Origin of the sequence: Actinomadura sp. 6K520 (genome assembly GCF_004349245.1) — a bacterium.
In the GTDB taxonomy this organism is placed as follows: domain Bacteria; phylum Actinomycetota; class Actinomycetes; order Streptosporangiales; family Streptosporangiaceae; genus Spirillospora.
This window is the reverse complement of sequence record NZ_SMLC01000023.1, coordinates 20,027-31,218: the sequence shown is the minus strand read 5'-3', so window position 1 is coordinate 31,218 and position 11,192 is coordinate 20,027. Positions and strand designations below refer to the sequence as shown.

Below are 11,192 nucleotides of genomic sequence, written 5' to 3'. Positions count from 1 at the left end.
CCCCCCGCCGTCCGCTGAACGGCTCGTTCTCCCCGCTACGTCATTCGTGCGGGGAAGGGACGATCACGGCCCGTCCGGTGAGCTCCCCGGCCTCCATCTGCCGGTATGCGTCCATCGCCCGGTCCAGGGGGAACTGGACGATGTCGGGACGCAGCAGCCCTCGCGCGGCCAGGTCGAGGACCTCGACGAGTTCCGGTCTGGTGCCCCAGTAGGTCGTCTGCAGGGACACCTCGTAGGGGACGGAGAAGAACGACAGCGGCAGGGTGCCGCCGCCGATGCCGACGATGGTCACATCGCCGAGCGTCCGGACCGAGGCCGCGGCCATGGCGAGGGTCGAGTCGGAGCCGACGAAGTCCAGGACGACGTCGGCGCCGCGTCCCCCGGTGGCGTCGCGAATGCTCGCCGCCGTCCCGTCATCGGACGGGACGGCGAGGTCGGCGCCGTTCCGCAGCGCGAGGTCGAGGGCCTCGGTGCGGGTGTCGACGGCGATGACGGTCGCGGCGGTGGTGGCCTTGAGGATCTGGACGGCGAGGTGCCCGAGCCCGCCCGCGCCGATCACGACCGCGGTCGCACCGGGCGGCAGCTTCCCCCAGGACCGGCGGACGGCGTGGTAGGGCGTGAGACCGGCGTCGGTGAGCGGCGCCGCGATCGCCGGGTCGAGGCCGTCGGGAAGCGGGAGGAGGAGCCGCGCGTCGGGGATGACCATGTACTCGGCCATGCCTCCGTCAAGGCCGAGTCCGCCGCCGCCGGACGGTACGGGCGCGTTCGCCGGGTCCTCGCAGTAGTTCTCCGCGCCGAGGCGGCAGCGCGCGCACGTCCCGCAGCCCCACGGGCCGTAGACGGCGACCGGCTGCCCGACCTGGAGCCCGGTCACACCGTCTCCGAGTGCCATTACCCATCCGGCGTTCTCGTGCCCGAGGGTGAACGGCGGTGCCCAGGGGAGCTGCCCGCCTTCGAAGTCGCGCATCAGGTGCAGGTCCGAGTGGCATGCCCCCGCGCCGCCGACCCGGATGACGACCTGGCCGGGCCCGGGTTCGGGATCGGGGACGTCGACCGGCACCGGGTCGGACCTCCATTCCCGCAGTCGCAATGCTCGCATGGTCCTCCTCCATTCCTCTCCTACCAGCCAATTACCTTGTGCATCGCGTGCGTAACGGACGAAGGTCCCCAGGGGGTCACTCGCTCTCGATTCGGGTGCCCGCGGTGCCGGACAGATGCGCGGAGACATCGGTGAGCGAGCCGATGACCGCGACGGCGCCCCGGCGGTGCTCCGCGAAGCGGCAGGCGGCCTCGGCCTTGGGACCCATGGAACCGTCCGGCAGATCCATCGCCCGCAACGCCCGGGGAGTGATCTGACCGATGGGCCGGGCGTCCGCCGTCCCGTGGCCCCGCATGACGGCCGGGACGTCGGTGAGGAGCAGCAGCATGTCGGCCGCGAGGTGTTCGGCGAGCAGCGCCGCGGCGAGGTCTTTGTCCACCACGGCCTCGACTCCCCGGTATTCCGGATCCACCGGGACGCCGCCACCGCCGGCGGCGATGACCAGGCAGCCGTCGTCGACCAGCCGGGCGATGGTGGGAAGTTCCACGATGTCGCGGGGATCGGGCGACGGGACGACCCGGCGCCAGGCCGCCCCGTCCCGGCGGACGGCCCAACCGTGCTCCGCCTGCAGCCTGTGCGCCTCGGAGGCCGGATAGGTGCGGCCGATGAACTTCGTCGGGTTGGCGAACGCGGGGTCGTCCGGGGCGACGACGGTCTCGGAGAGCACGGCGACGATCTCGCGACCGGGCAAGGCCCGGCGCAGCTCCCGGGCCAGCCAGTAACCGATCATGCCCTGGGTCTGGGCGCTGAGGACGTCGAGTGGATAGGGCGCCCGAAGCGCCGGGTCTGTGGCGCTCTCCACGGCCAGCAGCCCGACCTGGGGACCGTTGCCATGGGTGATGACCAGTTCGTTGCCGGACGCCGCGGCCGCCAGGCCCCGCACGGCCGCACGGATGCGCCCGATCTGGACGGACGCGTCGAGCGGATCGCCCCGGCGGAGCAGCGCGTTGCCTCCCAGGGCCGCGACGATTCTCATGGGGTGTTGCCTTCGGTGTCCAGGGGCATGAACGCGCGTCGCTTGGGCAGCCGCGCGGCGATGACCTGGCGCGCCTTGCCGGCGGTGAACAGCCGCCGGGCGAGCAGTTCGATGGCCTGCGGGGTGGTGCGCTCGCTCATGCCGACCAGGACGGCGCCGTTGCCGAGAACGTGGTTGCGCGCGTAGGCATAGGGGCCGCCCGTCTTGGGGTAGGCCCGGGCGAGGCGGGCGAACACCAGTGCCAGCAGGATCGCTCCCGCCGCGGTGAACACCCACGCCACCAGGCTGATGGGCCCGTACGCGGCCGGCGAGCTGGGCAGCAGGACCACGCCCGATCCGACCATGTTGCCCACCACCAGGGCGGTGGCCATCCACAGCCCCAGTCTCCGGCGGGCCGGTTGCGCGGTCATCCCTGGCTCCTCTCATCGGCGGCGTCACCGCCGCCGGTTCAGCTGATCACCACGCCGCCGTGCCGGGCGCCGGGCGTCCGTCCCCGGACCAGCGGACCAAGGTCCTCTCCTGCGCGGCCCACAGAAGGGGAAGGTTGAAGAGGACGGGCGAAAGGAGATGGGAACAATGAGAAGAACGCTTCGCGGCACCGTTTACACCGTTCTCGCGGCCGGCGTCTACGCGGCCCTGGTCCGTCCTCGCCTGCTGCGCTGGGGCGCGACCCGGGAAGAGGCGAGCGCCTCCTATCCCGGTGACGACCTCATCGAGCGTGCGACCGCGCAGTCGACCATGGCGGTCTCGCTGCCCGCGCCGCCGGAGGAGGTCTGGCCGTGGCTGGTCCAGATGGGATGCGGGCGGGCCGGCTGGTACAGCTGGGACCTCCTCGACAACGGAGGACGCCGGAGCGCCGACGAGGTCGTTCCCGAGTGGCAGGACGTGGCCGTCGGCACTCGCGTGCCCTCGGTGCCCAGCGGGGCGTTCTACTTCGTCGTCGAGGTCCTCGACCCCGCGAGGACCCTGGTGCTCAGGTCCGATTTCGAACTTCCGTCCGGACGGCCGTTCGACCCGCGCGGCCCGATGCCCGACGCGTACACCGACGGGATCTGGGCCTTCCATCTGCGGCCGCTGCCGGACGGCGGGACCCGGCTGATCGTCCGGACGCGCGGCCGCGGGAAGCCGGCCGCGGCCGACCGGCTGATGGGCCGCCTCTTCGGCGAGCCGGCCCATTTCATCATGCAGCACCGGCAGTTCCGGAACCTTCGCCGGCGCGTCCGGCGGGACGGTCCGTCCGCAGGGCGGCCCCGCACATGGTCGCGATACCGGGATCCTCGGTCCCGTTCGGCGTGGCGGTGATCATCGTCGTCATGGTCGGAGTGGGGTCGGGGTTCGGGCTCCGCTATCCGGGCGACCGCGGCGCCGGGCGGTACGACGACTCCGCCGGGGGGTCCGGCGCAGGCACTGACCCGCGGGGCGCCAGGTCGCCCGCGATCTCGGACGCCCAGGCGTCGATCGCCGGCCAGTCCCGGTAGTCGCCGTACCGTACTCCGAGCAGCCTGCAGATCACGCGCCCGGCGGGAGAGATGTGCTCGCGCCGGAAAACCCCGGAGAAGAGCCGGTGTTCGCGGGCGTCGAGCGTCCGGCGGAGGTCGTCCGCCAGCAGGGCCTCCTCCTTGGGTCCGTAGCCGCGCCAAGGGCCGCGCAGCGCGGCGGGCATCCCGACGCTGAACAGCCACACCGGCCGCTTGGCGAGGGCGTCGCGTTCCCGTTCCAGGAAGCCGGTCGCCTCGGCCAGCCAGGCTCGGCTGTGGACGGCGCTGCCGAGGACGAGCGCCTCGTAATCAGCCGCATTGCCCCCACTGCTCATGGCGCGGACTTCTACCCGCGCACCGTGTTCGGTCAGTACCGCGCCGATCCGTTCGGCGATGCTCCGCGTGGACCCGTGCGTACTCGCGTACGCCACCAGGACGGTCATGTCCTCACCTCCAGTCCGCGCTGCGCGCCCCCCGGAGCCGCCGCCCGCCAGGCGAAACCGACGGCGTCCTCCCCGCCGGCGGGGACGGCCCCGTGCGGGGACGCATGAACCTCTTGTCGAGTCGAGTGATCCGCAGGATCCGCGCGAGCTGCGGACGGACGCCGGTCAGCGTGACGGCACCGCCGCGGCGCCGCGCTAGCCCGTCGGCGGCCACGATCGCCGCCAGTCCCCGGGCATCGCAGAAGGTCAGGGCGGACGCGTCGAGCAGCACGTCCGGTCCGTGCTCGTCGATCACCCGCGCCAGTTCGATCCCGAAGTCGGCGGCGGTCGCGATGTCCAGCACGCCGGCGACCGCCACGCGCGACACACCGGTCGTCCCGTGCTCGAACACCGTCGTGAGCAGCGCGGACGCGCTATGCCGGACGGCATGGACGCACATGACCGTTCCTCTCTGCGGCTTCGCTGGTGACACCAGGCTCCGTCGTCGCTCACCGCGCTGCCAGGGACCAACGTCCCGATATTGCGCGCGGCGGGGCTCGCCGGACGCCCCGAGGGGGCGGCGCGGGCGGTTCGGCGAGCTCAGGGAAAGGGAGGGGTGATCAGGACGGTGCCATTGCCTCTGGCCACGCCCGACATATCCCTGGGCGATCCTTGGCCGGGCGGATGCCACCGGCAAGATCGACTTTCTGGCTCGGATGTGGGCTGCGGTATGACCGAGGGCGGGGACATCATTGTAGTGGATCCGCCATCCGTGCTGAACCCGCATGATGCCCCGAATGTCGCGATAGGGGTATTTGGCGGCACTGGGGAGCCGGGGTGCAGCTTTCGCATGATCGCCCGGTAGGGGCGTGGTACGGGTACCCGCGCGACGACAGATCACCTCATCATCGACGGGTGGCTTGGATGGTCATGCAGGCGCCGGAGGATCGCCCGCGAGGGCATCGGAGCCGCTCGGCTCCCGGGTCAGTCCGCATGAGGGGAGGGATCTTGAGGTACGAAGTCCTGGGGCCGCTCCGCGTGATCGACGAGAGCGGTTCCGCCTCCATTAGCGCACGGAAGGTCGAGACCGTGCTGACCGCCATGGTGATCAGGGCGGATCAGGTGGTGGCACTCGACCAGCTGATCACCGAGGTGTGGGACGACGCGCCACCGCGGCGTGCCATGGCCGGACTCCACGTCTACATATCCCAGGTCCGCAAGTTCCTCGCGCGGCCCGGCCAGGAGGAGAACCCGGTGCTGACCAAGCCGCCCGGCTATCTGCTCCGGAAGGGCGCCGACGACATCGATTTCCACATCTTCCGGCGGCTGGCGGACCGGGGGCGGGCCTGCATCAGGGAACGCCGGTACGAGGAGGCCGCGGACGCCCTGGAGCAGGCGCTGGGCCTGTGGCGCGGGCAGACGCTCGGCGACGTGCGCACCGGCCCCATCGTCGGGGGCTTCGTCCGGTGGATGACCGAGCTGCGCCTGGAGTGCCTGGAGATGCTGAGCGACGCCTATCTCCGGCTGGGCCGGCACCGGGAGCTCGTCGGCTGGCTGTACTCGCTCGTCGCCGAGAACCCGCTGCGGGAGGTCTATTACCGCCAGCTCATGCTGGCTTTGTACCGCTCCGACCGGAAGGCGGACGCACTGCGGGTCTACCAGTCCGCCCGTAGCACGCTCAGGGAGGAGCTCGGCCTGGAGCCGTGCCAGGCTCTGCGGGACATGCAGCGGGCGATCCTTTCCGCTGACGAACGGCTCGACCTGCGCGTCGCCTCCTAGTCCTTTCCGGGCCGGACGGGTGCCGAAGGCGGCGCGGCACGGCAATGTGCCGAATCAATTTTTTTCATTTAGTATTTGGTCTCTTTTGTTTTCTGGGTGATGCTGAAGGTCATCTGTGTGTCAAGGACTGCAGGGTGACGGTTGGATTGCCTGGGGTCTGGATGACTATGTCCCTGCGGTCCATGGAGGAATCGTGCTCTTTCGTCGAGATCGCGGCTTTTGTCGGATCTCGCTGGATTCGGTGGGCTCATGTGTGGAGTGCGCGGGGCGCAGCAAAGAGGTTAATGTCACATTCTACTAATGTCCGGAACGATGTGCCTTGAGAATCCGTGCAGCTTAATCGTCTTATCACGCACGGTGGCCGGCTGTGACGTTTAGTTGATGTTGTAAAACAATGGCCAGAGTGTAAGGATGGTGGCATTTGTGAAGCATGTCGACGAGCGGCGCTCCGAATCGGTGGTGATCACGGCGCCGGGTTTTCAGTGGGGTCGGAGAAACGAGGCGGTCTGCTTAGGAGTCACTCATGATTCTGGTCGGCAGGGAGAATGAACTGGGCACCCTGAAGGGCCTGTTCGGAAGCTTCTCAGGGGGCTCGGTAGTGGTGATTAGCGGGGGAATAGCCACCGGTAAGACGGCTCTCCTGCGCGCCGCCGGCGAGTGGGCCGCCGAGTCCGGCGGCCTCACGCTCGGCGCGGTCGCCTCCCGGAGCGAACGCGACCTGCCGCTGGGGGTGCTGGAACAGCTGGTCCGAAGCCCGGGCCTGCCGCGCGAGAGCGCGGAGCGGGCGATGCGATGGCTGGACGCAGACGCCCTGAACGCCGGCCCGGGCGCACCGGTGGCCGGGGAGGGCGGCGAGGCCGTCGTCCAGGTCCCCACCCGCGTCCTGCGCGGGATGCTGGGGATTCTCCGCGACCTGCTGGAGGACCGGCCCGTCGTGCTCATCGTCGATGACGCGCACCACGCCGACGTGCCGTCCTTGCAATGCCTGCTGTACCTGGTCCGCCGGCTGCGGGGCGCGCGCCTGCACGTCATCTTCGGCGAGTGCTCCCATGCGAACGGGTCGAGCGCCCTGATGCGCAGCGAGTTCCTCCGGGAGCCGCTGTTCCGGCGGATACGGCTGGAGCCGCTGTCCCGGGCGGCCCTCGCCGAGATGGCGGCCGCGCACCTGGACGACCGCCCGCCGCACGACCTGGTCACCGAGCTGTACGAGGCGAGCGCGGGCTACCCGATGCTGGCGCAGGCCTTCCTGGACGACCACCGCGACGGCTCGTTCCGGTGGTCGGGCGCGACGGGGGGTGAGGCGTTCGGCCGCGCCGTGCTCGATTTCCTCTACCGGCACGAAAGCCCGGTCGTCGAGTTGGCACGTGCCATCGCGGTGCTGAACAAGCCGGTGTCGCCCCTGCTGCTCGCCGGCGTCCTCGACATAGGCGTCGATGCCTGCCGCCAGGTCGTCCACCTGCTGACCACGGCGAAGGTGCTGGTGGACGGACGGTTCCGGCACGAGGCGTTCCGCGCCGCCGTGCTGGAGGGCACGCCGGCCGGCACGCGCCGGGCCGCCCACGCGAGGATCGCCGACCTGCTGCACAACGAGGGCTTCCCGGCCGTGGAGGTGGCGGCGCACATCGTCGCGGCGGGCCGGCTCGAAGCGCCGTGGGTCGTTCCGATCCTCCAGGAGGCCGCGGAACACGCGCTCGCCGGCGACGACGTGACCACGTGCGTCCACTACCTGCGGGCGGCCCACCAGGTCTGTGACGAACGGCAGCGCGCCGTGGTGGTGTCCATGCTCGTCGACGCGGAGTGGCGGCTCGATCCCGCCGCCGTCCTGCGGCGGCTGCACGAGTTCTGCGCCGTCGGCGACGCCGACCCCGAAGGCGCCGACCCCGAAGGCCCCGACCACTTCATACCGGCCGGCTACCTGCTGTGGCATGGGCGTGTGCGCGAGGCGCTGGCCATCCTGGACCTGCTGGCGTCGGGCCACGGGGTGGCGGCGGAGTGCGAGAAGGCGAGCACCGCGGATCTGGACGGTCCCGGCCTCTGGGGCGCCTACCTGTATCCGGCCCTGTTCAAGCGTCCCCGGCCGGTGACCTTCCGGCGGCACGGACCCATGCCGGTCCTGGTGAATCCCGAACTGCAGGGGGCCGATGTGATCGCGGCCGAACTGGTGCACGGGAAACAGGCCACGGTTCTGGCGGCGGCCGAGGGACTGCTGCAGCGGTCCCGGCTCAGCGAGCGCATGCTCGCTCCGCTGACCGCCGCGCTCGCCGCCTACACCTACAACGACCGGCTCGCCGAGGCCGCCGGCTGGTGCGACGTGCTGCTCGCCGAGGCCGCAGTGCGCCGCAGCCCGACCTGGCATGCGCTGTTCGCGGCCGAACGGGCGATGATCCACGTCCGGCAGGGCGAACTGCAGGCGGCGGAGGAGCAGGCGAAGGCCGCGCTCAGCCTGATCTCCCCGCCGAGCTGGGGTGTCGTGGTGGGACTGCCGCTGGCGGCGGCGGTCCTCGCGCTGACGGGCAGGGGCGATCTCGACGAGGCGGCGGCCTATCTCGACGTCCCGGTGCCCGAGGCGATGTTCCAGACCCGGATGGGGCTGCACTACCTCTGCGCGCGCGGCCGCTATCACCTGTCCACGAACCATCCCCATGCCGCGCTGAGCGACTTCCTGGCCTGCGGCCGGCTGATGGGGGACTGGGGCATCGACCTGCCGGTCGTGGAAGCGTGGCGCAGCGGGGCGGTCGAGGCGTACCTGCAACTCGGAGACCTTCCCGAGGCCAAGGCGCTCGGTGACGAGCAACTCGCCCTGATCGACCCCCAGCACCTGCGGACGCGGGGGATGGCGTTGCGCGCCCACGCCGCCACGCGCGACCTGGCCGCGCGCATCGCCGTGCTGGAGGAGGCGGTCGGGTTGCTTCAGCAGTGCGGGGACAAGCTAGAACTGGCCTATGCCCTGGCCGACCTGGGCCGCACCTGCCTGCTGCTGGGCGAAGCCAAGCGCGCGCGCAAGCACGCGCGCAAGGCGCTGGCGCTTGCCCGGCAATGCGGCGCCAAGGCGCTGGACCAGGGCGGCGGGTTCGATGCGGGGCCGGCCGGGCCGGAGGGCGCCGCGGCCCATGCCGACACGGCCCCCGGGCTCAGCGACGCCGAGCGCCGGGTGGCGGCCCTCGCCGCCGCGGGCCACACCAACAGGGAGATCTCCGAGAAGCTGTTCGTCACCATCAGCACGGTGGAGCAGCATCTGACGAGGATCTACCGGAAGCTCAACGTGACGCGCTTCGACCTGCAGGACGCCCTTCAGGACAACGGCGCCGAGCTGACGGATCCGGACTGGTTGAGAATCCTTGAGAAGTGCAGCTAGCCGATCGGTCCTTCAGTACCCCGGGTGGGAGTCGAACCCACACTGGACGGATTTTAAGTCCGCTGCCTGACTGCCTGATTGGGCTACCGGGGCGTGGCGTGCGCGTCGTTCGGGCTGATCGTCTTTCAGTGCGGGTGGACGATGGTCTCCGTATCATCCCCTGTTCGTTCGGCCGCCTCCTCCCTATTCGGCGATTTTCGTGCGCATGGTCCAGCGGAAGACCGGCGTTTCCTGCTCATCGGGCCTGCCGATGCGGCGGTCGCGCTCGAAGTGCTCGTATCCGCCCCGGTGCGGGATTTTGATCGTTTCACCGGCGGCCGGGGCGCGCATCCGCCTGGCCGCCGCCGGGAGGTCGTCGGGTCCGCCGACGAGCACGACATCGATGGGATTGCTCCGAGCGGCGTTGTCATCGAGGCCTTTCACCGGGCGTCCTCCTCGCGTGTCGTTTCCTCGATGATTTGCGTCACACCGCCGCGGCGATACCCCGTGACCCCCCCTATTCGCAGGTGCGCGGGATGCCCGGGTGTTCGGGGTGGCCGCACCTCGCGGCCCCTAGGACGCATCGGGGGCGCGGAGCGCGATCGCGGTGATGACGATGTCGGTGCCGGCGAGCCAGCGTCCCGCGAAGCCCTCGACGCGGCGCCCGTCGGCCAGGGCGTGCCCGGGGACGAGCAGCCGCGCGGTGAAGCGTCCGCGGAGCGGGTCGAAGTCGATGTCGGCGTCCTCGAAACCGAGCGGGCGGCGGGTCATCGGGAACCACGCCTTGTAGACCGACTCCTTCGCGCTGAACAGCAGGCGGTCCCAGCGCACCGCGGGGAACTCGGCGGTCAGCCGGTCGATCCGGGGCCGCTCCGGCGGGATGGACACCGCCTCCAGCACTCCCTCGGGCAGCGGGCCGTGCGGCTCGGCGTCCACGCCGATCGCCGCGCAGTCGCGGTCGCTGGCCACGGCCGCGGCCCGGTAGCCGTCGCAGTGGGTCATGCTGCCCACGACCCCGGCCGGCCAGCCCGGCGCGCCACGGATCCCGGGCAGGATCGGGGCGGCCGGCACCCCCAGCCGCCCCAGTGCCTCGCGTGCGCAGGCGCGTACGGTCGCGAACTCCCGGCGCCGCTTGGGCACGGCCTTCGCCACCAGCGCGGCCTCCTCGGGGAACACGTGGGCGGGGCGGACATCGCCGAAGATCTCCGCGGAACGCACGGACGCGGGCAGCAGGCTCTCGATCACACCCGGCTCCGCAGCGCGATCTGTACCTCGCTCAGGCCGGGCGCGGGCCGGGGACGGCGCCGCCATTCACGCGGGTAGCCCACGGAGACCTCCTGGAAGGGCACCCCGTCGCACCAGATCGTGCGGGGTATGTGCAGGTGCCCGTAGACCACGGCCGCGGCGTTGAACCCGTGGGTGCCAGGCGGCCGTGCGCTCGGTGCCGCACCAGAGCGCGAACTCCGGGTACCACAGCACGTCCGTGGGAGAGCGCACCAGCGGATAGTGGTTCAGCAGCACGGTCGGCAGGGCCGGGTCGAGCTCCGCCAGGCGTCGCTCCGTCGACTCCACCCTGGCGCGGCACCAGCTGTCCGGACCGGGGTGCGGGTCGGGGTGGAGGAGGATCTCGTCGGTGCACACCACCCCCGCGTCGCGGGCCTGCGCCAGCGCGGCCTCCTTGGTCGTGCCGGGCGGCCGGAAGGAGTAGTCGTACAGGACGAACAGCGGCGCCACCGCGACCGGGCCGCCCGCGCCCTCCCAGACCGGGTAGGGGTCCTCCGGGGTGATCACTCCGATGTCGCGGCACAGGTTCACCAGATGGGCGTAGCGGGCCTCTCCGCGCAGCGCCACCGGATCCTCCCGCGGCGTCCACAGTTCGTGGTTGCCGGGCACCCACACGACCTTCGCGAAACGTCGGCTCAGCGTGCGCAACGCCCATTCGATGTCGCCCATCATCTCCCCGACGTCACCGGCGACCAGCAGCCAGTCGCCATCGTTTCCGGGACGTAGTGAATCGACCAGCGTCCGGTTCTCCGGGAACATGACGTGCAGATCGCTGATGGCCAGGAGTTTCGGAGGTGAAGTCAGAGATCTGGGCATTTGA

At 71.0% G+C, this 11,192-nt stretch carries 10 protein-coding genes, 1 tRNA gene and 1 pseudogene; 3 read left to right on the top strand and 9 right to left on the bottom strand.

The annotated features are described in order from the left end of the window. Positions 1-40 precede the first annotated feature (40 nt). The 3 genes from E1289_RS08985 to E1289_RS40310 all read right to left on the bottom strand — a co-directional run bounded on the left by E1289_RS08985 (position 41) and on the right by E1289_RS40310 (position 2,485). Positions 41-1,099 (bottom strand): NAD(P)-dependent alcohol dehydrogenase, encoded by a 1,059-nt coding sequence (locus E1289_RS08985; RefSeq protein WP_131977298.1) that lies wholly within the window; start codon positions 1,097-1,099, stop codon positions 41-43. Between the two features lie 76 nt (positions 1,100-1,175). Beyond that, on the bottom strand, positions 1,176-2,075 hold the full coding sequence (locus E1289_RS08980) for a carbamate kinase (protein WP_131977295.1): 900 nt from the start codon (positions 2,073-2,075) through the stop codon (positions 1,176-1,178). Next, a complete protein-coding gene (locus E1289_RS40310; protein ID WP_131977292.1) occupies positions 2,072-2,485 on the bottom strand; it encodes an arginine deiminase family protein in 414 nt (137 codons plus the stop codon). Before E1289_RS40310 ends, E1289_RS08980 begins: the two co-directional genes overlap by 4 nt. Before the next feature lie 166 nt (positions 2,486-2,651). Here E1289_RS40310 and E1289_RS08970 point away from each other — a divergent pair, with 166 nt between their 5' ends. Beyond that, the gene (locus tag E1289_RS08970) at positions 2,652-3,377 is read left to right on the top strand and encodes a hypothetical protein (protein WP_207928874.1); all 726 of its coding nucleotides are present in this window, start codon (positions 2,652-2,654) and stop codon (positions 3,375-3,377) included. A gap of 43 nt (positions 3,378-3,420) precedes the next feature. On the opposite strand, the gene E1289_RS08965 is transcribed toward E1289_RS08970, so the two are convergent. Together E1289_RS08965 and E1289_RS38075 are read right to left on the bottom strand one after the other, a co-directional pair. Beyond that, positions 3,421-3,996, bottom strand: coding sequence for a flavodoxin domain-containing protein (locus tag E1289_RS08965; protein ID WP_131977289.1), 576 nt, complete (start codon positions 3,994-3,996; stop codon positions 3,421-3,423). 4 nt (positions 3,997-4,000) lie between these two features. Then, on the bottom strand, positions 4,001-4,435 hold the full coding sequence (locus E1289_RS38075) for an STAS domain-containing protein (RefSeq protein WP_165970395.1): 435 nt from the start codon (positions 4,433-4,435) through the stop codon (positions 4,001-4,003). Between the two features lie 548 nt (positions 4,436-4,983). Between E1289_RS38075 and E1289_RS08955 the strand changes: the two genes are divergently transcribed. Both E1289_RS08955 and E1289_RS08950 read left to right on the top strand, forming a co-directional pair. Further along, positions 4,984-5,754 carry an AfsR/SARP family transcriptional regulator gene (locus E1289_RS08955; protein ID WP_131977283.1) on the top strand — a complete coding sequence of 257 codons (771 nt, stop codon included), beginning with the start codon at positions 4,984-4,986 and terminating at the stop codon, positions 5,752-5,754. 523 nt (positions 5,755-6,277) lie between these two features. Then, positions 6,278-9,109: a LuxR family transcriptional regulator gene (locus tag E1289_RS08950; RefSeq protein WP_131977280.1), complete on the top strand. Its 2,832-nt coding sequence runs from the start codon at positions 6,278-6,280 to the stop codon at positions 9,107-9,109. Between the two features lie 16 nt (positions 9,110-9,125). On the opposite strand, the gene E1289_RS08945 is transcribed toward E1289_RS08950, so the two are convergent. The 4 genes and pseudogenes from E1289_RS08945 to E1289_RS08930 form a co-directional block, all read right to left on the bottom strand. Beyond that, positions 9,126-9,202, bottom strand: a tRNA-Leu gene (locus E1289_RS08945). A 90-nt stretch (positions 9,203-9,292) separates the two neighbouring features. Then, on the bottom strand, positions 9,293-9,532 hold the full coding sequence (locus E1289_RS08940; protein ID WP_131977277.1) for a DUF5988 family protein: 240 nt from the start codon (positions 9,530-9,532) through the stop codon (positions 9,293-9,295). A 129-nt stretch (positions 9,533-9,661) separates the two neighbouring features. Then, complete coding sequence (locus tag E1289_RS08935; RefSeq protein ID WP_207928873.1) at positions 9,662-10,333, bottom strand: 4'-phosphopantetheinyl transferase superfamily protein; 672 nt, start codon at positions 10,331-10,333, stop codon at positions 9,662-9,664. Next, positions 10,330-11,188 (bottom strand): annotated as a pseudogene (locus E1289_RS08930) (metallophosphoesterase). The gene E1289_RS08935 and the pseudogene E1289_RS08930 overlap by 4 nt, the downstream one beginning before the upstream one ends. Positions 11,189-11,192 lie beyond the last annotated feature (4 nt).